The 24,954-nt window shown below is 41.0% G+C and carries 19 protein-coding genes; 7 read left to right on the forward strand and 12 right to left on the reverse strand.

The features are described 5' to 3' along the window. Window positions 1-477: 477 nt before the first annotated feature. Together ACYQ2C_RS02565 and ACYQ2C_RS02570 are read left to right on the forward strand one after the other, a co-directional pair. A complete protein-coding gene (locus tag ACYQ2C_RS02565) occupies window positions 478-5,607 on the forward strand; it encodes an AMP-binding protein (protein WP_460099492.1) in 5,130 nt (1,709 codons plus the stop codon). A 370-nt stretch (window positions 5,608-5,977) separates the two neighbouring features. After that, window positions 5,978-6,622, forward strand: coding sequence for an SDR family oxidoreductase (locus ACYQ2C_RS02570; RefSeq protein ID WP_460099489.1), 645 nt, complete (start codon window positions 5,978-5,980; stop codon window positions 6,620-6,622). Between the two features lie 102 nt (window positions 6,623-6,724). Here the strand turns inward: ACYQ2C_RS02570 and ACYQ2C_RS02575 are convergent, their stop codons facing one another. The 8 genes from ACYQ2C_RS02575 to ACYQ2C_RS02610 form a co-directional block, all read right to left on the reverse strand. Next, window positions 6,725-7,204 (reverse strand): hypothetical protein, encoded by a 480-nt coding sequence (locus ACYQ2C_RS02575; RefSeq protein WP_460099486.1) that lies wholly within the window; start codon window positions 7,202-7,204, stop codon window positions 6,725-6,727. A 186-nt stretch (window positions 7,205-7,390) separates the two neighbouring features. Further along, complete coding sequence (locus ACYQ2C_RS02580; protein ID WP_460099483.1) at window positions 7,391-9,655, reverse strand: YgiQ family radical SAM protein; 2,265 nt, start codon at window positions 9,653-9,655, stop codon at window positions 7,391-7,393. A 372-nt stretch (window positions 9,656-10,027) separates the two neighbouring features. Beyond that, entirely contained in the window at window positions 10,028-10,372 is a 345-nt protein-coding gene (locus ACYQ2C_RS02585; protein WP_460099481.1) for a YciI family protein, read from the reverse strand. A 43-nt stretch (window positions 10,373-10,415) separates the two neighbouring features. Beyond that, the gene (locus ACYQ2C_RS02590; protein ID WP_460099478.1) at window positions 10,416-10,862 is read right to left on the reverse strand and encodes a hypothetical protein; all 447 of its coding nucleotides are present in this window, start codon (window positions 10,860-10,862) and stop codon (window positions 10,416-10,418) included. Between the two features lie 422 nt (window positions 10,863-11,284). After that, window positions 11,285-12,124 carry a hypothetical protein gene (locus ACYQ2C_RS02595; RefSeq protein ID WP_460099475.1) on the reverse strand — a complete coding sequence of 280 codons (840 nt, stop codon included), beginning with the start codon at window positions 12,122-12,124 and terminating at the stop codon, window positions 11,285-11,287. 809 nt (window positions 12,125-12,933) lie between these two features. Beyond that, the gene (gene groL, locus ACYQ2C_RS02600) at window positions 12,934-14,586 is read right to left on the reverse strand and encodes a chaperonin GroEL (protein WP_460048338.1); all 1,653 of its coding nucleotides are present in this window, start codon (window positions 14,584-14,586) and stop codon (window positions 12,934-12,936) included. A 54-nt stretch (window positions 14,587-14,640) separates the two neighbouring features. After that, window positions 14,641-14,931, reverse strand: coding sequence for a co-chaperone GroES (locus ACYQ2C_RS02605; RefSeq protein ID WP_460048339.1), 291 nt, complete (start codon window positions 14,929-14,931; stop codon window positions 14,641-14,643). Window positions 14,932-15,100: 169 nt separating this feature from the next. Beyond that, window positions 15,101-15,577 (reverse strand): FxsA family protein, encoded by a 477-nt coding sequence (locus tag ACYQ2C_RS02610; RefSeq protein ID WP_460048341.1) that lies wholly within the window; start codon window positions 15,575-15,577, stop codon window positions 15,101-15,103. Window positions 15,578-17,238: 1,661 nt separating this feature from the next. Here ACYQ2C_RS02610 and ACYQ2C_RS02615 point away from each other — a divergent pair. The 5 genes from ACYQ2C_RS02615 (at window position 17,239) to ACYQ2C_RS02635 (ending at window position 21,626) form a co-directional block, all read left to right on the forward strand. Beyond that, window positions 17,239-17,940, forward strand: coding sequence for a DUF481 domain-containing protein (locus ACYQ2C_RS02615; RefSeq protein ID WP_460048342.1), 702 nt, complete (start codon window positions 17,239-17,241; stop codon window positions 17,938-17,940). Further along, entirely contained in the window at window positions 17,940-18,239 is a 300-nt protein-coding gene (locus tag ACYQ2C_RS02620) for an MGMT family protein (protein WP_460048344.1), read from the forward strand. Before ACYQ2C_RS02615 ends, ACYQ2C_RS02620 begins: the two co-directional genes overlap by 1 nt. A gap of 91 nt (window positions 18,240-18,330) precedes the next feature. Further along, on the forward strand, window positions 18,331-19,647 hold the full coding sequence (locus ACYQ2C_RS02625) for an AmpG family muropeptide MFS transporter (RefSeq protein WP_460099470.1): 1,317 nt from the start codon (window positions 18,331-18,333) through the stop codon (window positions 19,645-19,647). A gap of 45 nt (window positions 19,648-19,692) precedes the next feature. Further along, window positions 19,693-20,577 (forward strand): ABC transporter ATP-binding protein, encoded by an 885-nt coding sequence (locus ACYQ2C_RS02630; protein ID WP_460099467.1) that lies wholly within the window; start codon window positions 19,693-19,695, stop codon window positions 20,575-20,577. A gap of 50 nt (window positions 20,578-20,627) precedes the next feature. Further along, window positions 20,628-21,626 carry an ABC transporter permease gene (locus tag ACYQ2C_RS02635; protein WP_460048349.1) on the forward strand — a complete coding sequence of 333 codons (999 nt, stop codon included), beginning with the start codon at window positions 20,628-20,630 and terminating at the stop codon, window positions 21,624-21,626. 53 nt (window positions 21,627-21,679) lie between these two features. Here the strand turns inward: ACYQ2C_RS02635 and ACYQ2C_RS02640 are convergent, their stop codons facing one another. The 4 genes from ACYQ2C_RS02640 to ampD form a co-directional block, all read right to left on the reverse strand. Further along, window positions 21,680-22,444 (reverse strand): sulfite exporter TauE/SafE family protein, encoded by a 765-nt coding sequence (locus ACYQ2C_RS02640; protein ID WP_460099463.1) that lies wholly within the window; start codon window positions 22,442-22,444, stop codon window positions 21,680-21,682. A gap of 270 nt (window positions 22,445-22,714) precedes the next feature. Then, window positions 22,715-23,197 carry a YajQ family cyclic di-GMP-binding protein gene (locus tag ACYQ2C_RS02645; protein ID WP_460048352.1) on the reverse strand — a complete coding sequence of 161 codons (483 nt, stop codon included), beginning with the start codon at window positions 23,195-23,197 and terminating at the stop codon, window positions 22,715-22,717. Window positions 23,198-23,295: 98 nt separating this feature from the next. Further along, window positions 23,296-24,147, reverse strand: a complete 852-nt coding sequence (ampE, locus tag ACYQ2C_RS02650; protein ID WP_460099460.1) for a regulatory signaling modulator protein AmpE — start codon at window positions 24,145-24,147, stop codon at window positions 23,296-23,298. Between the two features lie 70 nt (window positions 24,148-24,217). Further along, entirely contained in the window at window positions 24,218-24,775 is a 558-nt protein-coding gene (ampD, locus tag ACYQ2C_RS02655) for a 1,6-anhydro-N-acetylmuramyl-L-alanine amidase AmpD (RefSeq protein ID WP_460099457.1), read from the reverse strand. Window positions 24,776-24,954: the final 179 nt, after the last annotated feature.

The raw sequence follows: 24,954 nt of genomic DNA on the forward strand, positions 1-24,954 counted from the left end.
TCATGATTTAATCAGATTTTCCTTTACAAAATATCCCAAAAGCTTTTATAGGAAACACCGATAGATCCAGCGCTTCTTAAATGTTTAATTCGCTTAAAATATTTTGCCGCGTTTAACCAAACACCTAATTCCCAGCAAAGGACATATAACCTTTTATCAAAATACCTCTTGAGGTTAAAACGTATTCTGGAAATATATTATGCCCATATACATTAATAAAATTCCTGTATTTAGTTTTTAAAGTAATTAAAACCGTGCAAAAATAACAATTCTGTAACTTAAATTTGAACCACGTCAAAAAAATAGACTTCGCCGCACTAATAATTAAAATCGTCTAATATATCTCTCTGCTTACATAGCAATTTACACATTACATATTTATCAGCAACACCGTCACTGCCACTAGAGCAATGCAAGCCAGTACCGCATTACGTTAGGTTTTATAACAATATCGCCAACCGGACTTAGGCTATAAAAATGACCTTTAATGGAACAAAGCACACTCAATTGATTGGCAAGGTAGTAAAAAGACAACAATCACCCAAAGCCATAGAATCACTGCTATCCAATATTACACAGTCTTTTATACTCCGCGAAAATCAAGGCATATCAGAAAAAAACGTCTGTTTTTTTGTTTCAAAAAAAACATTTTATGAACCTGAATTGGAACTCTTAGTAAATTCAAACGCTGACCAAACCATAGAATATGTGCAGATTTCATCAATACCGTTAACACCTTTGGGTAAAGTTGATATTGCTAAATTAAAATTTTTGTACAGCTCAAATCAACTGATTTCAACCAAAACGCTCACCACCAACAATCAAGATAAATATTCTTTTTATTTTTTAGGTGAAGCGCAAGCAACAGCCAACTATATTCATCTGAATCAGTTACAACGGCCAACAAATTCAAGGCAAAACAACTCAGACTCGTTGACTGATCAAGATTTAAGAGATACAACTGAAAGTCAACAAGAACCACCGTTAGATTTTTTAGAAAACAATTTACCTTCATCGGAGACACACACCCAACCCTGTGCAACACAAGACCAAGGGCCTTTTACTTTAATAGAATTATTGGCATTAAGAGCCGAGCAAATTCAATCTCCTGAATTAATATTTCTCGACGAATTAGGTCAAATAGACAACACCTACTCGTGCAAAGCGTTATTATTACAAGTAAAAATACTGGCTAAACATCTACAACTAACACACAATGATAATCCTTATCTTATAATTCACACACGCGATCTAAGTCATTCACTTATAGCATTTTGGTCTGCTATTTATTCTGGATTAATTCCCGTTATTACCAATGCCTGGAAAAACTCAGAACCCAACGAAAATGATTTGGAAAGATTTGATTATGTTCGCCGACAACTTGGCGACCCCATTATTATTTCTGATCAATTATCCATAAAGACGTTAACCAAACTCTATAACGAAAAATCTAAACAACTGAATATCATTGATAATACCTTAGCAACTCGTACCTTAGATATTGTTAGCACTCTAGAGAATTCAACAAATAACCTAATCGCGCTTAGAAAAATCACTCAACCCAAACCAGACGACGTTGCATTTTTGTGTTTAACCTCAGGCAGCACAGGTATGCCGAAATTTGTAGAGTTAACACACAAGAATATTTTGGCAAGAAGTAAAGGCGCTGCGCATTTATGGGAAAATCAACCCAGCGATAAAACCCTGAACTGGCTACCCTTCGACCACATTGGCAGCATTTCTGACTGGCATATCAGAAGTTTAGTATGTGGTTGTACCACAGTTTATGCACCCACAGAATTGGTACTTAATAATCCGTTAAATTGGTTAGACACCATTGATCGCCTACGCATTACGCACACATGGGCGACAGATTCCGCCTATAAAATGATTATTAATGCACTTAAATCCAATCGCGATTCACGATTTTGGGATTTATCCTGCGTTAATACGTTATTAAACGCCGCAGAACCCATTGCAGAATCCACCGCCAAAGAACTTATTTCGCAATTGAGCGACTACCAACTACCTAAAAATTGCCTAATGCCCGCCTTCGGCATGGCCGAGCTCGGATCGGGCGTGACCTATTCTAGACCAAAAGAAAACACCTTTAAAAAACAAATTACCGTAGAACGAGCAAGCACTAATAAATCACTACTTAAGATTGTACAAATCGGCACACCGGGAAGCGTGGCTTATACAAGTCTTGGTCCAACCATACCCGGTATGGGGGTTCGCGCAATTGATAAAGATGGTAATGTTTTACCTGAGCTATCTATTGGTGAAATTCAATTTAAAGGTTCTTCGCTATCCAACGGTTATTTTAATAACCAAGTTGCAAACCAAGGCTTATTTTCTAAAGATGGCTGGTTAAATACCGGTGACAAAGGTTTTATTTACAACAAGGAATTATTTTTAACCGGCAGAAGTAAAGACACCTTAATTATAAACGGCAAAAATTATAATCCCATTGATTTTGAAGTTATTGTCGATAATTTAGCGAGTGTCGCAGCAGGTTACACAGCCGCAATACAAGCCAAAAAACCCGGTCAAACTAGCGAAAGCCTGATTGTATTTTTTTGTCCAAACAACTCAACTCTAGCAAACAATGATTTAAAAACCATTATTGACGATATTGAAAAAGCGTTCTCTAAACACCATCAGTTAAAGCCTGATTATATTCTGCCGGTCGTTAAAGACGATATTCCCAAAACCAGCATCCAAAAAATTCAGCGCTCGAAATTAGTTCATCAGGTTGAGGATGGTAACTTTGAAGAACTCTGCGAAAAAATTGATGTACTTACCGAAAATAACCGAACCGTAAGAGAATGCTTTACCGAACTCAGTTGGGTGAACGATATTGGCGAAGCCGACCAAATAATTGAACGCCACAACACAATTTTACTGATCAGAGAAATAACCCGTGAAATTGAAGCGCTAATAAAGGCTATATTACAAACATCTCGATCGCTACTTGTTATCAGCGAAGCTTCTTTATTATCATCCTTAAATTTAGTAGAAGCAGATAGCAATCTAGTACTCGTGAGTCTTCATCAAGAAAATTTTTGTGATCAACTCAGTGAATGGCTTGATAATAAAAGCTTAGCGCAAAACGTATTTTTAGATCTTTCACTAACCGCTAAAGCGTGTAATCTTGATGAAGACATAGAAGCGATTATTGCTGATCACAACACGGTTCTTAATCAAGTAAATCAGAGCCAAGTTTTTGCCAAATACGTTTGTCAATATTTGCTCATCGATAGATCAGACCATATTGATGAAATTACCTTTTGGTCGTTATCCAGTTACTACTTAACTGGCATTCGTAGCCTACTCAACCAAATTGATCTTGAGTCAGCAACCGATGCAGAAACTCCAGAGAAATTTTATAAATCGATTTATTTTAAAGACATCGATAATAATTGTGAGAACTACTGGTTAGATGCCCTACTCTTTGAGTTAAGCCATTGTGGCAGTGCCGATGAAGTACGTTATGATCAATTATCATCCTTTAAAACAACAGATACTAGCAACAAACTGGCACGACAAACTAAAAAGCTCTCCGCTGTTAATTTATGGAATCAAAAAAATACATCATTACCGCTACAACAAAATACTTGGGTTTTGGTAACCGGCGGTTTAGGCGCCATAGGATTTGAGGTTTGCAAATGGTTACAAAACCACAACATTAATTTATTGGTTATCGGCTCTAAAACCAAATCCGAAATTCATTCTAGAGAAAATATAGACATTAGAGACCGTTATCAATATCTGGAAAATAATGGTAATTTTATTTATCAACCTCATAAGATCTCAAAGGCTAAAACATTTTTGTCTGCCATTGACCGTTGGCAACAAGAATTAGGTGCAAGCATATCGGGTGTTTTTCACCTTGCTGGTACCGCCACTGCGGATGACGATTTACATATATCGAACGCAGATTTTAAAAAAATATGGCTAGCCAAAGTCGAGGGAACAAAAGCCATTTGTGAATTGCAACAGCACGATCCAAATTTAGTGGCCGTGTTATTTTCATCAATAATGGCCGACAGCAGATTATTTGGCTCACCCGCCTATTGTGCAGCCAATCGTTATCTTCAAGAACTGGCATTACAACAACAAATCAATGCGTATAAAACCTATGCAATCGCCTGGTCTGCCTGGAAAAACCTAGGATTATCGCACAATACATCATCGGCGCTGCTACAAAAGCTCGGTGTAGAAGCGCTTACCAGTGATTCGGGTATCGCTGTTTTAGAAGCTTATTTGCGACAACAACCTCAAAACATTCTGGTAGGCGTTGATTCTAATGCGGCCAATTTTAGAGCGCAAAATAGCGAACAAAACCACAGTATTCATCGTTTATTGTGTGTTCACCCTCGCGAGGCTTCTAACGCACTAGGCGATTTTGACAAGGCAAAAACGCCCATTAAAACCCAAATAAATGGCGGCCTATCTGTTGATACTCTCAATATCGAGAGCCTACCACACATGGTTACCGCCCAGTACAGCGGCGTAAACTACAAGCAGTTACGCGATTTATTTGTTGTTGAACAAAGCGATGCTGTAAAACCAACAAACGAGATACAACATAAACTGCACGAAATTTGGCAACGTATTTTAAATCACTCGGATTTTGGCGTATCCGATAATTTTTATTTGGTTGGTGGCTCCTCTATGCTGTCAGCAGCAGTTGTTACCGCCATAAAGCAGCACTGGAAAATCGAAATCAATAAACACGATGCCATTAATGCTACGACCATTCTGCAACAAGAAGCCCTAATCACAGAAAAAACGAGTCCTTCGATATATTTAGATACAGCGCCAGTCTCGAAATCTCAACAATTACACGAACGCAAAGACGAGGTTATTTGCTTACAAAATAACACCAACAATACACCTTTCTTTTGTTTATGCGGCATTGGTATTTATGCCGAACTCGCCCAGGCACTGCAAAACGTAGCACCGGTATACGCGATTTATCTGTATATGGAAGATCGAGCACTCGAAAAAGACGAGTTGTTAGATGTAAACATTATGGCAAAAGCCTACGTTGAGTCTATAAAAAAAGTGCAAAGTACCGGGCCTTATCGCCTTTTAGGTTTGTCTTTTGGCGGTGTTTTAGCGTATGAAGTTGCCAACCTGTTGATCTCGCAGGGAGACGATGTAGAACTGGTTGGTGTACTGGATTTTATTCTGCCCGAAAACCTAGCCGCCCCCAATTTCTTCAACGACCTTAAATTTCACTTAAAAGATAAATCTAAACGTATTTTCAGAAATGCATTACGCCTTGTGCAACATGTTAACAAAAGCTTTCAACTAAAACCCGACACCGTAGAAGTTCATTATCGCCGAGCTTTTGAACACCATAAAAGTTACCTAAAACCTTGGCAATATCCCGACAAACTTGTTGTTTTCAGAGCCAAAGACGAACCTCACCATAAAGGTAAAAGCGCTCAAATTTGCGGAGGCTGGAACCAACTGAATACCGATAGCAAGAATATTGAATCCTATTTAATCGACGGTGACCACTTGGGAATTCTTCGCGATTCTGGCCCAAAACAAATTGCCAGTCTTATCGAAGACAAATTAGCGCGTTTGAAATAGATGTTTACTTTTTCGTCTTTAATAAATTAACTCAAATACTGTAGGAACCTCTGTTGAATTCACGGCAATTTAATTAGAGAGTCCTATAAATTTTATTTCTAACACTTTTTTTCAATATCTTTTAGATGTTCATTTAAATATTCATATAAATACATTTTAATAAATAATCGATTAATTTATATACCTGCCTGCATCAAACCGAATAAGCCCGCTTACTCAATAAACAACAAGTTAAAATATTGTAAAAAATCCAATTAACAAAGAATTTACAGTATTAATTTATTCTCTGGTAGATAAAATCCCCATCCGAACTCATCACCGCGAATAATAATTTTTTTATTATTCGCGCTTAACATTCAGGATGAAACGTATGAAAGGGAAGACAGTTCTTATTGTTGGTGGCACCTCAGGCATTGGTTTTGCTCTTGCCAAAAAAGTATCCGACGCCGGCGCTAGAGTTATTGTCTCATCAAGATCAAAACATAAAGAGTCTTATAACTTCGATTATATTCCCGTCGATTTAACTGTTGACAGCGACGTTGCCGATTTAGTAGGCATCGCCGGTAATATTGATCACTTAGCCATTACCATTAAATCGCCATTAGTGGTCGAGAATTTTTTAGAAATCAACAACGATGATGTGCGCGATGCTTTTGAAACTAAATTTTGGGGCCAATACAATTTAGTCAAAAAAATCCACAAGAATATTAATCGTGGCGGCAGCATCACCATGACCTCGGGTTCGTTAGGCATAAAACCCCACAAGGGATTCTCGACCATGAGCGCGGTTGCTGGTGCCGTAGATTCTTTATGTCGATCGTTAGCGCTTGAGCTGGCACCGCTGCGCGTAAACTCAGTAAGCCCAGGTTTTAAAACCCTTGAAGAATTAAAAGACAAGATTCCATTAGGACTAGGCACCAACCAACAAATGGCTAACTCTTATTTTTATTTAATGAATGACGACTACGTAACAGGAACCAACTTAATTCCCGACGGTGGCGCACTGCTGGTTTAAGAACGGCTAGCTTAAGAACGATCGGCTCAAGAACGATTAGTTAAAGAACATCTAATTAGCCGAGGAATAGATTAAGCGCTATTTTTCTTATTATTTAAATATTCAATTAACCGTTTTTACTTTAGAAAACGCACCTTTTAGCGCAAAAAATAACAACAACTGCGCAACAATAAAAATGTAGTATTTTAAATAAGTGCCAGTCACCAATACCGCCATTGAGTTCGCATAATTACCAGACAAACTTAAAGTAATGTACTGAACTATTAAAAAAGTCGCTAAAACTATAGCAAGTGTCACATCCACGGACAGTCGCGACACCCAAGTCGCGACCAAGGTTAATGGCAACACTGCCACAAAATACCCACAATAACGGATCGCCGTTATTACCCAATCACCGTACAAATACCAGCCATTAATTGTGCTGGTCACCAACACCTTAGGTACAAAGGTTCGAAAGATTTCGTTGACCAACCAAGATAGCGGTATGGCTAGTACAACAATCCACAATAGTTTTTTAATAAACACGGCGGTGGTTTGAGTTGTCTGTGAGGTTTTTTCTGATTGAGTAAGTTCGTTTTGCAATGGAAAACCCGTTATAGGTGCGCGAATTTTAGTAGCTTTAGATTAATTGACGGTGATTTAATCGACAGTAGAAATTAAAAATGCGACTTTCAATTTTTTCACAATTTTAATTGCATACCGCTCTTAAATTGGCGACACATCCTTGTGCCGCGGTAACTCTAGATCAGTTAGAGCTGCTTTTATTTGTTAACGACGCTTGGTCGGCGGTCTATTAGGGCCACGACCCGCAGAACCACCGGTTGGTTTTCTGCGCGAACCGGCACTGACACTGGGTTTATTTTTTCCGGCAAGACCTTGTTGGCGTTTATCGCCGCGCGCAGGTCTTGGTTTTATGCCTTTACGAACGCGATATTCTTCGTTTTCGCCGGGAACCAGTTTTTTATCGCCCACACCAATAAGATCTTCTCGACCCATTTCACGCAAGGCTTCGCGCAATTTCGCCCAATTGGCCGGATCGTGATAACGTAAAAACGCCTTTTGCACGCGACGCTCTTCGGTGTTTTTGGGACTGTATATTTTTTCTGATTTATAGGTTATGCGTTTTAACGGATTACGACCGGAATAGTACATCGCTGTGGCCAGCGACATAGGCGACGGATAAAACGTTTGTACCTGATCGACTTCAAAACCGTGGGTTTTTAACCAAACCGCAAGATTCATCATGTCTTCGTCTTCGCAACCGGGATGCGCGGCAATAAAGTACGGAATTAAATATTGTTTTTTACCCGCTTCTTTTGAGTATTTATAAAACATTTTCTCAAACCGAGCATAGGTTCCCATGCCGGGCTTCATCATTTTGCTCAGCGTATTTTGTTCGCTGTGCTCGGGCGCAATTTTTAAATAACCACCCACATGATGCGTCACCAATTCTTTAACGTATTCTGGGTCTTCTACAGCAAGGTCGTAACGCAATCCCGAGGCAATGGCTACGGTATGCACGCCCTCAACCGCACGCGCCTTACGATAAAGCTGCGTGGTTTCGGAGTGATCGGTTTTTAAATTCGGACAAATTTCTGGGTAAACACAGCTCAGCTTACGGCAGTTGGCTTGAATATTTGGATCTTTGCAGTTGAGCTTGTACATATTTGATGTAGGCCCACCCAAATCCGAAATCGCACCGGTAAATCCGGGAACCTTATCGCGAATTTCTTCAATTTCTCGCAAAATCGATTCGTGCGAACGGCTTTGAATAATTCGGCCTTCGTGTTCGGTGATGGAACAAAAAGTACAACCACCAAAACAACCACGCATAATGTTGACCGAAGTTTTGATCATATCGTACGCAGGAATTCGCTTGCCCGCGTATTTAGGATGCGGAATGCGCGCATAAGGCAAACCAAACACTGCATCCATTTCGTCGGTTTCTAACGGGATTGGCGGCGGGTTTACCCAAATTTCTTTATTGCCGTGTTTTTGAATCAACGCACGGGCGTTATGAGGGTTTGATTCTTGATGCAACACTCGCGAAGCGTGGGCGTACAACACCGAATCTTTAGAGACCTTTTCAAAACTGGGTAAACGAATACAGGTTTGATCGGGATTCAACTCTTGCTCGTAGCGGCGCAACGGCATTGGCACAATACGCACCACATCACTGCGCTCGGCAGGTGTTTCTTCGGTGTTTTCACCAACATTTTTGCTGTCAATAACATTACCGTCGGCATCAACTTTTTGTTGCTGATGCACGGTTTCATAGGGGCTTGGAATCTGGTCTATTTTTCCCGGCCAATCGATACGCGAAGAATCCAGCTCAGAGTAACCACCCGGCGTGTGATCAATCAACACCGTGGTACCACGTAAATCTCTGATAGAGGAAATAGGCTCGCCATCGGCTAAGCGGTGGCTCAATTCAACAATGGCGCGCTCGGCATTACCGTACAGAAGAATATCGGCGGTAGAATCCACCAAAACCGAGCGGCGCACACTGTTGCTCCAGTAATCGTACTGGGCAATACGACGCAGGCTTGCCTCAATACCACCAATCACGATGGGCACGTCTTTCCAGCAGGCCTTACAGCGCTGGCTGTACACAATTACCGCGCGATCTGGGCGCTTACCGGCCTCACCTAAGGGCGTGTAGGCATCGTCGCTGCGCAAACGCAAGTCAGCGGTGTAGGCGTTAATCAGCGAATCCATATTTCCGGCGGTAACACCAAAATACAAATTCGGCTTACCTAAAGCCATAAAATCATCGTTAGAACGCCAATCGGGCTGGCTGATAATACCCACGCGAAAGCCCTGCGCCTCTAACAAGCGCCCCATAACCGCCATACCAAATGACGGATGATCAACATAGGCATCACCAGTGACGATAATAATATCGCAGCTGTCCCAGCCGAGTTGTTCCATTTCTTGTCGCGAGGTTGGTAAAAACGGCGCGGCTCCAAAGCATTCCGCCCAATACTTGGGGTAAGAGAACAAATGGGGCGCAGTTTTAGGGGCAGATTTCATAGTCGATAACACACTAGCCAAATAAACGGCGTATTCTCACAAATTATTGTAGAAAGTCATAGACAAATTCCGAGAAAACCGTACGAATAATGACCCTTGTGCAATCATGGAAATACGCTTTCAAACCATTGTTAACCCACTGTTCAGTGCTTGTTGTTTCATGATCAAACCATTTTATTTACAGACAAGATATTATGGCAGATCTCGGAGGTTAATCAGAGGTTCCTAAAGGTGATCTTGCTTCCATATTACAGCGAGTGGACTAATTTCTAAGATTGTAATTGATCTAAAAGTTTAGATTAAAAATTAGATAAAACCTCAGAATAACTTAGCAATCCATTTTAAAAACTTATACTTGATTAGCATACTTAATTAACCATAAAAGGGACGAATTTCTACAGAGGCACGACACGCCATGGCAGCTTTTCGAGCCCATTCCTGAGCAGATTTAAGATCAGGGCACTCTAGCACCCACAAGCCATCTATAAACTCAGAAGCTTTGATATAGGACTCTTCAGATTCGGTAATTACATTGTTTGTATCATATTTAAAAGATTTTGCGTATTCAATTGGCATCAAACCACCTACAAAAGTCTGAACCCCCGACGCTATCATTTCTGAATTTAAAGCATCTATGGCCTTCATCATGGCTTGGTCCACAACGACATTTGCATCAAAGCCAATGTCTCGAAAAACTGTTATTAAGAATTTAGCCATATTTTCACCTCCATTACAGAACTATCCAGAAATAACCTGCTCATCATTTTAGAATTTCTACGACTGCGCCGTAAAAGATAATAATAAAACCCAATATTTCAACAATTACCAGCGAAATCATGTAAGCCTTGAATAAGGTCATTGGAACGGTAAACATTCCTATATTAAAAGGTGGTTTAAATTGATTTGTGGTATCTTTTAAAAAACCATGTAGCAAATAAAAAAGAATTGCTGAAGCGAAGAACAGTAATATCGAAAGCGACGAAATCAGTTCTAACCAGTTGGGTAGTTGACTGATTTTAAGAAATTGTAAAATTAATAGTGCAGCGAATGAGTAAAGCAGCGAAGCTCTATGACTGATATCAACATAAGGATGAGCTCTAGCATTTTTGGTTCGCATAATTTGCTGATACTTCCACACTCCGGTAAGCAACCCGATTAAAAAGAAGATTCCGGCAAAGATTATTGTTATTTTTTCGGCAGTGTTCATCAATCACCTTATAATTTTATTGATCACATAAGCTTCGTCACTGCGATCATTTATTTTTATGTTAGTGAATGCTAGCAAAATTGGACGACTTTAAAATCAATTACAGATGTAATCTTATTTAAGGAAACTCTGATTAACCTAGAGTTTCTCGCGACACAAGGAAGTGTCGCCAATTTCAAGAACTGTAAGTGATTGAAATTGTGAAGAAATTGGAAATCGCATTTTCAATTTCTGTCCTCTGATTAAATCATGAATGAGTTAATCAGAGGTTCCTTAAGTGTGATTGTGATTAGATTTTTTGAATGGTGTTTTCGGTAGGTCTAAAAGCAGCGTGTGAATGGGTAGGCCAACACGCTGCAATTTCAGTAAGGTGAAGCAGACTCAATTGTCAGTTATATTTTTAATACACAAAAATATTTGTCTTATGGCGTAGAGACTTTTTGTTGAAGCTCCAACAACTGTCTATTGATATTAAGTCTGTAGGCATCAATGGCATCGATGGCTTCTTCGTTACTAATCACTCGCGTACTTAGCTGATCTAATGCAGCAAGTTTAGTTTCTAGCGTTTTCACTTGATTACGAAGTGCATCTAAGCCAGCTGTATTTTGTAGTTTCGCAGCCAAAGTATTTTGCTGAGTCGTTAACGATGCCAATTCTTTCTCGATGAGAGCAACCTTTTCGGTTTGCGAAATTTGCTGGCGAGCGAGTTGATCTTCTAATTTTTTAGACGCTTGAGCACTTGCAGATTTGGCACTGGCAATTGCTTTAGTATTCTCTGCAATGGCATCTTTGTTGACGTTTCGGGTATCCCAAAGTTTACGAATTTCAGATTCTGAAGCACGAATATCTTCAACCGCTTTCTTTAAGTTCGCTTGCAAAGCAGTAACCGATTGGGTGGATTCATCATCAGAAAGCTCTAGACGTTGCTCTAGGCCTGTGATGCGGGATTCTGCTGCCTTCATTTGTTCATCAAATTGCGCTTGCGCTTGGGTTAGCATCCAAAATGCGAAGCCCGCTAAACCTAGCCCTAAAAAGCCGACAAATAACGAAAACCCCGCTAGCGGTGAATTAGATTTTACGATCGTTGGTGGCGCTCGGTGAGTAGCGGCATGACTTGCGGTTTGATTAGAACTCGGTTGTCTTGGGGCGCTACCTGGCGCAGGCGGCACAGCTTTGCGCGTCGCAGAAGCTCGGGGTTCATCGTCCAAGGTAGTTGTTAAGTCGGAGGATGATAATGTGGGTTCCTTTCTTGAGTGCACCATAATTCTTCTAACATTGTGTGGTTATGAAAAAGACTGTTGTCGCCGGTTATTTGGATACAATCTTACTGTGATTTAACAAACCTGTGTTGATTATTACAAAAGATTTGCGTCACGAGCCCTCAGACAATCAACGAACGACATTTTGCCAATATAGGAAACTCTGATTATCCTAGAGTTTCTCGCGACACAAGAATGTATCGCCAATTTCAAGAACGGTAAGTGATTGAAATTGTGAAGAAATTGGATATCGTATTTTCAATTTCTGCTCTCTGATTAACTCATGGATGAGTGAATCTGAGGTGACTATAGTAACGATGTCTGACTTAAAAATCTTCGTTGTGTTCACATCTGAATCGGTAAATAAGCACTGCAATACCGATTTTTACTGCGCCAAAACAATCGCCATAGTTATGGTTGTCGCTGCAATTAACAGAATTTAGATAGGTAAGAATAGGTTTGTGATGGTCGTCATCACAACGAGGTGAGCGTGTCGATTAAGACCAAACTCTTTCGAGTTTTTAGAAATATACACTGTAGGAAACTCTGATTAATCCAGAATTTCCAGTGCTACTACGATGTTTTGCCAATCTCAAGAACGGTAAGTGATTGAAATTGTGAAAAATTGAGGATCGTATTGCCAACCTCTGCCCTCAGATTAAATCAGGGATGAGTTAGTCAAAGGTCTCTGTAGAAACAATGTCGTATAAGCAATGTTGTAAAAACAACGTCGCAAAAACAATGCTGTAGAAACAATAAAGGCCCGCATTAAGCGAGCCTTTATCTAGAATAAGCTTTTTAGGAGCCGGGGCTTACATCATGCCGCCCATGCCACCCATTCCGCCCATACCACCCATGCCGCCCATACCAGCGTCAGCACCTTCAGCTTTAGGAGCATCAGCAATCATGGCTTCGGTGGTGATCATCAAGCCAGCGATAGAACCCGCTGCTTGAAGTGCAGTACGAGTTACTTTTGCTGGGTCAAGAATACCCATTTCTAACATATCGCCGTATTGACCAGTGCCTGCGTTGAAGCCGAAGTTACCTTCGCCATTACGTACGTTGTTAGCAACAACAGACGCTTCTTCACCAGCGTTAGCAACGATTTGACGAAGTGGAGCTTCCATGGCACGACGAGCAATCGCAATACCAGCGGTTTGTTCTTCGTTGTCGCCTTCAAGGTCAGCAATTGCCGCAACGGCACGAATTAACGCGGTACCGCCGCCAGGAACAACACCTTCTTCAACCGCTGCACGAGTAGCGTGAAGTGCGTCTTCTACGCGAGCTTTCTTCTCTTTCATTTCAACTTCGGTAGCAGCACCAACTTTAATTACTGCTACACCGCCTGCTAACTTAGCAACACGTTCTTGAAGTTTTTCACGATCGTAATCAGAAGAAGTTTCTTCGATTTGAGCACGAATTTGGGCAACGCGTGCTTGAATTTCTGCAGCATCACCAGCACCGTCGACGATTACGGTGGTTTCTTTGTTCATGGTTACGCGCTTAGCGGTACCTAGGTGCTCAAGAGTAGCACTGTCTAGGTCTAGACCCACTTCTTCAGAAATCACGGTAGCGCCAGTTAGGGTTGCGATGTCTTGCAACATGGCTTTACGACGATCACCAAAGCCAGGCGCTTTACACGCTGCGACTTTAACAATACCGCGCATGTTGTTAACAACCAACGTTGCCAAGGCTTCGCCTTCTACGTCTTCAGCGATGATAACAAGTGGCTTGTTCGCTTTTGCAACGGCTTCTAGAACTGGAAGAAGTTCGCGAATGTTTGATACTTTTTTGTCAACTAAAAGCAATAATGGGCTTTCAGTTTCAACGGTCATGTTTTCTTGGTTGGTAATGAAGTAAGGAGAAAGGTAACCGCGGTCGAACTGCATACCTTCTACTACGTCGAGTTCGTTTTCTAAACCAGAACCTTCTTCTACGGTGATAACACCTTCTTTACCCACTTTTTCCATCGCTTCTGCGATAACGTTACCAATGTTTGAATCGCTGTTAGCAGAGATAGTACCTACTTGAGCGATAGACTTGGAATCTGCACAAGGTTGAGCGATTGAACGGATGTGTTCAACAGCAGCGGCAACCGCTTTGTCGATACCACGCTTAAGATCCATTGGATTCATACCAGCAGCAACAGATTTTAAGCCTTCGTTAACGATTGCTTGAGCCAATACTGTTGCAGTAGTGGTACCGTCACCGGCGTCATCAGAAGCTTTAGAAGCAACTTCTTTCACCATTTGTGCGCCCATGTTTTCGAACTTGTCTGCAAGCTCGATTTCTTTAGCAACAGACACACCGTCTTTGGTTACAGTTGGTGCACCGAAAGATTTTTCCAGTACAACGTTACGGCCTTTAGGGCCAAGGGTGGTTTTAACTGCGTCAGCAAGAATATTTACACCCGCAAGCATTTTTACGCGAGCGTCATCACCAAATTTAACTTCTTTAGCGGCCATTATTACTTTCCTTCTAGATTCTTATTCAAATTCAAACGTGTCGTTTGTAAGCGATTAAACCAAAACCGCTTTGATGTCAGATTCAGTCAAAATAAGTAGCTCTTCGCCATCTACTTCGATGGTGTCGCTACCGGCGTACTTGCCAAATACCACGATGTCGCCAACTTTAACGTCAACTGGACGAACTTCGCCGTTGTCCAAGATGCGACCGTTACCCACTGCCAAAACTTCGCCTTGATTTGGCTTATCAGTCGCCGAACCTGGCAAAACGATACCAGAAGCAGTAGTTTTTTCTTCTTCCTTGCGGCGAACCACAACACGGTCGTGTAAAGGACGGATATTCATGTTTGATGTCTCCTGAAAGTGTTCATAGCAACCCGCTCTTGCGGATTGCCAAAGTCTTGGTGTTTCGGTTATGTAATTCGCAATTACATGAGCCTTAAATACTTAAGTCTCAAGGCCTGCAATCTTAGTGGTTGTGGAGATGGGGCTTTGAAAATCGATTTCAACACCTTCATGGCAAAAATTTTTGATTTTTTTTCTCGGCCGTATCGTTTTCAGAAGTAGAAGAAGTGAACTCACCGTCGTAGGTGCTTCCGGCGCGGTATTGCGATCTAAAACGAGAACTCATAAAGGTGTAACCCTGGGTGTTTTTCAAAAATCGTTTGGCAAAAGCCGCTCGAAATGGCGGTATTAACAACAAAAGCCCAATAAAGTCAGAGACAAATCCCGGCAACAACAGGAATATACCGGCCACAAACAAGGCAACACCCTCTAGCATTTCTTGGGCTGGTGAATCACCGTGAGTCATTTTCTCTTGGGCTCGCGCTAAGGTTTGAAGACCTTGACGCTTAACCAGGGCAATACCCAATGCAGCGGTCACCAGAGTGGCAACGACAGTGGTAAATGCCCCAATCTGTCCTCCAACCTGCACTAACACCCATAATTCGGTAAAGAATGCCCCAACTATGAAAATTAATAATAAAGGCATTGGCTACTCCCAAGATTATTGTGTGTGAAATCGATTAAAACCATTACTGGAGCACATTCTGATTACTCCAACCTACCGAGCAGCGCAGAAATATATTGCCTTTTTCGACCATCATAAGTTGTTGATATCACTTAAAAACCGGAATTTACACGTTCAACGTTTACCCACCGATCTAAAACAAAAAACTGATCAGAGGCTGCGAACCCTGCTATTGATCGCAAATTCAATTCCGTCGAAATATATTTAGCATCGCTTGTGGCAGTCTCAATATATGAGGGCATCGGCTGGGTATTCAATGGCAACGCGAAACAGTTCTTGTATTGCACGGATCTTACGAAAAGCTGCTCGGTGAATATGGAATAATGACAAGTGACAACTCCGTAAATACCGTTCGACCCTCACTACTATAACGGATTAACGATACATTCAGATTCAGATTAAAATGAGCCTTTGAATTTCGGCATGATTTAAGGAATTTATCGACACCGGTGACTATTCGAGCGATATAGAATAGTGGAGTTATTTCACACCAATTTGAACGCACCAGCTGATCGCTAAATGCCTATTTACCAACGTTTATTTTGAAAGTGATTGAATGAATCAAACATCGAATACGGTGGTAATAAATTTCAGAGCGAATGGATTAAATAGAGAAAACTCTATCGAATCTAGTGTGACTTCTATGATGAAAATAAATAATTGACAGGAATTTTACGTTCTAACATTTTATTTGTGTGATTATTATTTCTTCGGCTATCAATGTGCTTTTATGGCAATCATATATTTGATTAATCATAGATTCAGCTTAAGTTGCTAATATTCGCGATTTGCTAAAATTCCCATAGCAAATGGTTAGCACACATTTTTCTGATGAATTTACCGATATTTCTAGCGTCTTTTGAGAGCTAATGACTAATTGAGAATTAATGACTATTGAGAGTTAATGACTAATGTACTTATAGAATACTCAAATTAGTCTACCTTTGAATTATTCCCGAGATAACATTGACAGACAATTTTCGAATTTAAAATATCCGTTATTTATAGCAAACTCTGATTAACCTAGAGTTTCCATTGATAAAAGTCCAGCGACACAAAGATATGTCACCAACTTCAAGAGCAGTAAGTGATTGAAATTATGAAGAAATTGGGAGTCTCATTGTCGATTCCTGCCCTCTGATTAAATCATGAAAAAGTTAATCAGAGGCTTCTATCGATATTAAAATAAACAGCACCGCCTCCAATAAACACAAGAAATTTAAGTGAAATAAAAACACAGCCTTTATCACTTGAAAGCGTGTTATTTGATAATGCAAAAATTGCGACAAGATTAGATTCGGTATTTTTCGCATTTCACTATAGAATGCTCGACCTATTTTTAAACTCATTGCATTTTGACTATTCAAACAGGCGGTTGAAATCAAACAGGCAATTGAGGCATTTATTATTGTATAGGAAACTCAGATCAACCTAGCGTTTCCAGTGATAAAAGCTCAGTGACAATAGAAAAGATGTACCACCAAGTTAAAGAACGGTATGCGGTTGAAATTGTGAAGAAATTGGCAATCGCATCGTCAATTTTGCCCTTTTATTAGCTCACGGAGAAGTTAATAAGAGATTTTTATAGTTACAGAATTAACACAACCAAGGAGCTATTTTCTATGCGAAAACATTTACTCACTGCCGCCATTCTGACCTTTGCCAATGCATCTTTTGCGGGCGAATGGGGTGGCGTCGGCGAAGCGGGTCTCATTTTAGTAGATGGAAATTCGCAGTCGAAAACGTTAAACAGTGCACTAGAAATTACTAATAAAGGTAAACGCTGGGAACATAGCGGAAATTTAGACGCTACCTCTGCAGAAAGTGAAAACGAAAAAAGTGCGGAATCCTACACCGCTGCGTGGGACAGCAAGTACTTACTGAATGAAAGAACCTTCTTATTCGGCGATCTACGTTATTTCAATGATAAGTTCGATTCCTTTGAAGAAATCAATTCGGTCGGTGCAGGTGCGGGTTACAAAATCTTTTTATCAGAAGAATTGCAGTGGGACGTTTCCGCGGGTTTGGGTTATCGACAAACTGAATTGGAAGAATCCGGAGAGGACCAAAGCGGAGCAACCTTCCTTGTAACCTCGTCCTATAACCAACAATTGACCGAGACCACATCACTCAGTAACGTTACTCGAGTAGAATCCGGTGATGACAATACATTCGTTCAAAATAAATTAGGATTGAATGTAGCTATTAATTCTTCTTTAGCTCTAAAGCTTGGCTATGAAGTCCGTTACAACAGCGAGCCTGCCGCTGGTGACGAAAGCCAAGACACCATCACGTCGGTCAACTTGGTTTACAAATTCAAATAATGTCGCCCGAAACGCTCGCGCTTTATGCTGTATTGAATCGAGTGCCCAAAGGCAAGGTGGTCACCTACGGCCATCTTGCTGGTTTAGCCGGTCGCCCCGGCGCTGCCCGCTGGGCCGGAATGGTGCTAAAGAATCTTCCCAGCGATACAAAGTTACCTTGGCATCGAGTAATAAATAGCCAAGGTCGCATTTCACAACCCGGCGAACATGGTGAAATACAACGCTCACTGCTCGAAAAAGAACAAATTTTGTTCGAAAATAACAAAATTAACTTAAAAACCTATCTGTGGCGACCCTAAAAGCCACAAGTCCCAGCCCAAGTAGGTATAATCGAATCGAATATTAATCAGGCACACACATCCAAGTGCTCACCTCATTCGGTTCTCCCCCATGCCCCACTCTTTTAAAGAATCTCTGCAACTGTATCTCGACAAACGCATGTTGTGGATATTTATCATGGGTATTTGCAGCGGTTTTCCCTCAGCACTTATTGGTAGCAACCTCAGCGGCTGGTTAAAAGACAGTGGCATCAGTCGGGGAGAAATTGGCCTTTTAGGAACAGTTACCTTCGTTTATGCGTTAAATTTTTTGTGGGCACCGTTAATCGATCGCTTAAAAATACCTGGCCTATCTCGATTTGGTTCCCGTAAAAGCTGGGTGATCACTACACAGCTAATCACATTATTTATTTTATTGGGCCTTGCTCAATTGCAACCAACGCAAAATTTATTTTTATTCGCAGTACTAGCTTTTGCCATAGCTTGTTGCTCTGCAACGCAAGATATCGCCATAGACGCGTTTCGGATTGATCAATTTAACAGCGATGAAGCCGATAAATTTCCGGCAGCCGCAGCCATGTCGATCATAGGCTGGTGGACGGGTTATTCAGGCCCCGGATACTTAGCATTTAAAAATGCTGATGCGCTTGGTTGGAATCAGGTCTATTTAGTAATGGCCGCCGTGCTTTGTGTGTTAATAATTGCGACTTTTTTTGTACAAGAGAAATCTCGCGAGTCATCAAGGCAACGAGCTTTTACAGTATCGCCAGAAACCAATATTGAGTCTTGGCTTCACGATACCTTCACAACACCGTTTAAGAATTTTTTTCAGCATAACGGCGTAAGAGTCGCCCTTGCACTGTTATTGTTTGTCTTCTTATTTAAGCTCGGCGAAGCCTTTTTAGGAAGAATGTCGATTGTGTTCTACAAGGAAATTGGCTTTTCTAACGAACAAATCGCCAACATCACCAAAGCCTTCGGCTGGTTGTTGACCGTTACTTTTACCCTAGTCGGCAGTGTCTTTAACAGCCGTTTCGGCGTGATACGTGGATTATTGATTGGCGGCATTGCCATGGCATCGAGCAATCTACTCTATTCTATTATTGCCGAGACCGGACCTAAACCTTGGTTGCTCATGATTACATTAGTTGTCGATAACTTCACTGCGGCGTTTTCGTCAGTTGCTTTAGTGGCATTTTTATCGGCTATTACCAACAAGAGTTTTAGCGCAACGCAATATGCTTTATTTGCGTCTATTGGCAACTTCGGCAGAATCAGCCTAGCGGGTGCCAGCGGTTACATGGTCGATCTGCTGGGCAGTTGGTCGGTATTTTTTATTGTGACTACTCTCATGGTAATTCCTTCTTTGATTTTATTGATGCTGATAAGAAAAGACTTAACACGCGTTATTGCAACAAATCGCGACTAACCTGCATCCAAACATAACTAATTCGTAAGATAATTTTGAACGCTTATGACGACTATTCTGGAAATTAAAGACCTGCACAAACGCTTTAAAAAGGTCTCTGCGGTGAATGGTGTATCTTTTGCCATTAAACAAGGCACCTGTTTTGGTTTACTCGGCCCTAACGGCGCAGGTAAAACCACAACCATAGAAATGATTGAAGGCATTACCGAACCTACCAGCGGCGAGATTTTATACAAAGGTATTAGCCATAATCCCGCGTTTAAAGACGAAGCTGGAATTCAGTTTCAATCAACCGCCTTAATGGATTTTCTGACTGTCATTGAAGTACTTGAGCTGTTTGCGGGCTTTTATAAAAATCCTCAAGACATTAACACGCTGGTAGAGCGCTGTTATTTATCGGAGTTTTTACATCAACCGGCGGCCAAGCTTTCGGGCGGTCAGCGCCAACGGGTATTACTGGCAATTGCTCTGATCAATAACCCAGAAATTATTTTTTTGGATGAGCCAACTACGGGTCTTGATCCACAGTCACGCAGAAACTTTTGGCATCTTATTAATGATATAAAAAAATCTGGCAAAACCATTGTGCTCACAACTCACTATATGGATGAAGCTCAGTCGTTATGTGACGAATTAGTCATCGTCGATAAAGGCAAAATTATCGCGCAAGGATCACCTAAAAATTTGCTTAAAGAACATTTTGGTATTTCTTACATTTGTCTTCGCGACGGCGATCTTAGCCCGGAACATCTCGAAAAGTTTGAGCAGGTAGAAACTAAATCTGACGAAATTATTCTTGTCAGTAAACACCTTGAACAATCACTGCAAGAATTAATTAATTGCGGCGCTAACCTATCGTCTCTGCAAATTCGCAACCCCACACTCGACGATTTATTTTTGAAAATTACCGGCCACAGTTTACGCGAATAATTCCCTTAAATTCGTGAACCCTTTGAGCAGCGCTAACATCGAGTAGAAAAATGAAAAGAATCCTGAGTCTGTTTTTGGCTCGCAATAAAGAATATTACCGCGATCGAGCTTCACTAATATGGTCGTTCGTTATGCCACCGCTGATCATTGCTGTGGTAGCCTTAGCGTTCTCTCGCGGCGATCAGCCTTTATTTAAAGTTGGTATATTGGGAGACCAAGCACCCGCTTGGGAATTGTTGCAACAACCCAGCATTCAGCTGGTTTATTACAACGATCAAGACAAGGCATTACAAAAAGTACGCTACCATCAAATTGATCTGTTGTTAGATAACGCTAAGCAGGAATTTTGGGCAAATCCAAATTCTCAAAAATCGACGGTGGTTGAAGAGCTACTTGCCAATCAAGGCATAACCACTTGGCAAAAAGACGAAATTATCGGTGATAAAATTCGTTACGTAGATTGGGCTATTCCCGGCATTATTAGCATGAACCTAATGTTCAGTAGCTTGTTTGGTATTGGTTATGTAATTGTTCGCTATCGCAAAAATGGTGTCTTAAAAAGACTGCAAGCATCACCAATTCGCCCTATCGAATTTTTAACCGCACAAGTTTTATCGCGCTTAATCATTATGATTTTAGTCAGCACACTAGTGTTTGTGGTTGCGGATTTTGTACTTAATTTTGTCATGCTCGGCAGTTATTTCGATTTATTTATTGTCGGTGTTACTGGCATGTTATCGCTGTTGTCACTGGGCCTAATTGTTGCCAGCCGTTTGGCGAGCGAGGAATTAGCAAACGGTATATTAAATATGTTTGCGTTTCCCATGATGCTGCTTTCAGAAATTTGGTTTTCTCTGGATGGCGCACCGGAATGGATGTCTGGATTTAGCGAATTACTGCCATTAACTCACATGGTGCAAGCAGCGCGAGCAATTATGTTAGACGGTGCAAGCTTAGTGGATGTGAGTGATCATTTGCTCATACTTGGCATTATGACTATTGTTTTCATGACCATTTCAACCAGCTTATTCAAATGGCGCGAAAGCTAAAATTACAGTGACTACGACAGGTTGCTAGAGAAACCTCAGCCTGTCATAAAAGGTTAAAAAATATCCAGCGATATAACGGCCTGAACAATTAAACGTAACGCTAAGGCCGTTATAAGAATTCGAAAAATGATCTGAAAACGTGCTTCTGGGATTTTATCCAGCATTTTCAAACCCAACCAAGTTCCGACAAATCCAGATGCAATCATCAATAGAATCAACGGTAACCACTGAAAAAACGCAAATCCAGCTACTGAAAATACCGTCGCCTTAAGTATATTTTGCAAGGTCATGCAGGAGGCAAATGTTGCTGTCATCACCAATTTTGGGCTGCCTGCTCGCTGAATAAAACCCGCCACCAAAGGCCCTGTCGCACCCACAAACAAGCTTAAAAATGTCGTAAAAACACCCACCAAAAAACGCGCAATCGGTGTTGACTCGCGAGCTTTGGGTTTACCGCCCCATACCAAAAACAAAATAAAACCGCCAACGGTGAATTCGATGACCACAACCGGAAGTTGAATAACCATAAAGGAGCCAACCACAGAGCCGACAATAGCTCCTGTAGCAAACCACAACAACAACGAGCGATCGATGTGCTTACGCGTTAGAAACGCACGATTGGCATTAGAGCCCAACTGCACTAACCCGTGAACAGGAATCAGTGCGGCAACCGGTACTAACGTGGTCATTATCGCAAGAAGCAACACTCCGCCACCGACACCCATAGATGCGGTTACAAACGAAGTAAAACCAGCCAACAAAATAAGTGCAAGAGCGATCAACTCCGTTACTGAATTACCCGCAGTGAACCAATCCAATTGACGGTATCCTTGCTTACAGCAAATTTATTATTAACGAAATTCTGATTAATTCAGAGTTTCCAACGACACAAGGATGTGTCGCCAATTTCAAAAGCCGTAAATGATTGAAATTGTGATGAAATTGGAAATCCTATTTTCAATTTCTGTCCTCCGATGCAATCAGGCACAGGAACCGGTGGAGTACTCTTGTCTTCAGGAGATACGTATAATTTTCAGGGGAAACGCTAAGCTCACGAAAATCCCCAAAAACCCTTTATATTGATATGTTCAATCGCGAAAATTATTAAACTGTAGCGGCATATCAATGCTTGAAGCTTTTAACAACGTAATTACTTGTTGCAGATCATCACGTTTTTTGCCCGTTACACGTACCTGATCACCTTGAATTTGTACCTGAACTTTCATTTTTTCGTCTTTTACCATTTTGACGATTTTACGGGCCAAATCCGAATCTAAGCCCGTGCGAATGGTAATAGGCTGCTTAACTTGTTTGCCCAACATATTTAAATCGCCCTCTTCCAAACAACGAATATCAATTCCGTTTTTGTGTAAGGTTGATTTTAAAATATCGAGCATTTGTGTAATTTGAAATTCAGCGTCGGCACGCAAGGTAACCACGTATTCACTGCGTTCGAAATCTGCATCAACGCCTTTGAAATCAAATCGGTTTTTAATTAAACGATTACATTGGTCAACCGTATTGGTTAAATCTTGTTTATCGACCTCTGAAACCACATCAAATGAAGGCATGACAATGTCCAACTTTTCTTAATTAATATTGGAAACTCTGATTAACACATCCATAATTTAATCAGAATTTTATATTCGAACAATTTAGATAAAATAACTTAGATAAAAATAGTCACTACAGCAATAAAACACACCCAAAAAATCAGCGTGCGAGTGTATAACTGAGAAAGCTCTTGCAACTCAACCTCGCCGCAGCGGGGATTGTCGATATCAACACGTGTGATATTAAGCGCACTTTCTATGTAATAAGTAATCATCCAGATCGAGCTTCGGTCGCCGCACCAAAAATGATGCTTCCACCGAGCAAAGCAACTGGAGAAGTTGCCGGTTAGGGCTAGCGTAATTCCGAATACGCGAACCGGAATCCACTCAACAAACCAAATTGCTTTTTTCAGTGTTTCGTACTCTTCGGTATCGTCGCAGTAATCACGATACAATGTCATTAAACGATAAATAAATGCGCCGACAATACCGGTCCAGAGAAACCAAAAAATGACGCAAAACAATCGCTCGAAACCTCGATACGCCAAAACGCTGGTCACCCGGTGATTCATCTCCGACCAATCATTAGCTTCAACTTCGCCACAGTTAATATCTAAACGCTTGGCATAGGTGCATGCTAACGACCAATCATTCGAGCGCCAAGCTACTAAGTATTTTTTGGCGACGCTGTTAAATTCACCACGACCAAAACTGTATACTAAAACTAATACTGACAGCGCTATCAACAGTAATATGGATAATTTTTTGAAAACAATCACCACAATTAACAATAAAAGAGACGGAATAAAAATCGATAACGCAAGAGCGGTCAGATCATTGGGTTTTACCATATTTTTTCTCTTCACGGCGTCTATCCAACGATGAAACCAGTCGTCTTTGTGGATATATTTTCCAATATCGACAAACTGTAAAATACCCAACGCGATCAATAAAACAATTAAAGTCATTCCAGCCTCTGTATGGCGATATTACGCATCAACTGCATTAACGGGTAAAAACTCTCAAAACATACTATTTTCAAAACACACTATTTTTAAAACGTGGCCAATCAAACGATGCGCCCGGATCGGTTTTTCTTCCCGCAGCGATATGCTCATGACCAACTATATTGTCGGCGTTAATTTGCGGATAAGCCGAAATAATTTTTTTTGTAATTATAGATAACACCTGATACTGAATACTGGTATACGCCTCAGTGTCGGTACCCTCAAGCTCAATCCCAATGGAAAAATCGTTACAGTTTTCACGCCCCAAATGGCTCGAAACTCCAGCATGCCAAGCACGATTACAGAAAGAGACGAATTGAATCACCTCACCATCGCGACGAATAAACAAATGACTGGATACTTTTAAGGTGTGTATTTCTTCAAAACTTGGATCTGCGGACTTTTCTAGCCGATTTAAAAATAGATCCTCCACAAACGGAGTTCCAAAGTTACCCGCAGGTAAACTGATGTTGTGAATAACCAGCAAGCTTATATCTTCGTTTGAAGGACGCTGGTTAAAGTTGGGCGATGGCACTGCGCGCAGCTGAAATTCTTCGCAAGGTAATAACCAACCGTTTTTATCAATCATGTCTACACCACCAAGATTCTTGAGCGGCTCTATTCTAACCCGGTCATAGAAAATTTGTGGAGTTTGCAATTAGCTCAGCTTATGACAAACCAAATCATCGACGGAAACACTAGATGAGGAAGATGCAGTTGGGGTTTTAGTGAAAGGTTAGAAATTTAACACGATGTGCTGGATAGAGC

The sequence above is a fragment of the Sessilibacter sp. MAH3 genome (genome assembly GCF_054658275.1).

Bases quoted from the DNA above. Each gene is read 5' to 3' on its own strand.
- ACYQ2C_RS02565 (WP_460099492.1), top strand. From the start codon at position 478: ATGACCTTTAATGGAACAAAGCACACTCAATTGATTGGCAAGGTAGTA.
- ACYQ2C_RS02570 (WP_460099489.1), top strand. From the start codon at position 5,978: ATGAAAGGGAAGACAGTTCTTATTGTTGGTGGCACCTCAGGCATTGGT.
- ACYQ2C_RS02580 (WP_460099483.1), bottom strand. From the start codon at position 9,655: ATGAAATCTGCCCCTAAAACTGCGCCCCATTTGTTCTCTTACCCCAAG.
- ACYQ2C_RS02585 (WP_460099481.1), bottom strand. From the start codon at position 10,372: ATGGCTAAATTCTTAATAACAGTTTTTCGAGACATTGGCTTTGATGCA.
- ACYQ2C_RS02590 (WP_460099478.1), bottom strand. From the start codon at position 10,862: ATGAACACTGCCGAAAAAATAACAATAATCTTTGCCGGAATCTTCTTT.
- ACYQ2C_RS02595 (WP_460099475.1), bottom strand. From the start codon at position 12,124: ATGGTGCACTCAAGAAAGGAACCCACATTATCATCCTCCGACTTAACA.
- groL (WP_460048338.1), bottom strand. From the start codon at position 14,586: ATGGCCGCTAAAGAAGTTAAATTTGGTGATGACGCTCGCGTAAAAATG.
- ACYQ2C_RS02605 (WP_460048339.1), bottom strand. From the start codon at position 14,931: ATGAATATCCGTCCTTTACACGACCGTGTTGTGGTTCGCCGCAAGGAA.
- ACYQ2C_RS02610 (WP_460048341.1), bottom strand. From the start codon at position 15,577: ATGCCTTTATTATTAATTTTCATAGTTGGGGCATTCTTTACCGAATTA.
- ACYQ2C_RS02615 (WP_460048342.1), top strand. From the start codon at position 17,239: ATGCGAAAACATTTACTCACTGCCGCCATTCTGACCTTTGCCAATGCA.
- ACYQ2C_RS02620 (WP_460048344.1), top strand. From the start codon at position 17,940: ATGTCGCCCGAAACGCTCGCGCTTTATGCTGTATTGAATCGAGTGCCC.
- ACYQ2C_RS02625 (WP_460099470.1), top strand. From the start codon at position 18,331: ATGCCCCACTCTTTTAAAGAATCTCTGCAACTGTATCTCGACAAACGC.
- ACYQ2C_RS02630 (WP_460099467.1), top strand. From the start codon at position 19,693: ATGACGACTATTCTGGAAATTAAAGACCTGCACAAACGCTTTAAAAAG.
- ACYQ2C_RS02635 (WP_460048349.1), top strand. From the start codon at position 20,628: ATGAAAAGAATCCTGAGTCTGTTTTTGGCTCGCAATAAAGAATATTAC.
- ACYQ2C_RS02645 (WP_460048352.1), bottom strand. From the start codon at position 23,197: ATGCCTTCATTTGATGTGGTTTCAGAGGTCGATAAACAAGATTTAACC.
- ampE (WP_460099460.1), bottom strand. From the start codon at position 24,147: ATGACTTTAATTGTTTTATTGATCGCGTTGGGTATTTTACAGTTTGTC.
- ampD (WP_460099457.1), bottom strand. From the start codon at position 24,775: ATGATTGATAAAAACGGTTGGTTATTACCTTGCGAAGAATTTCAGCTG.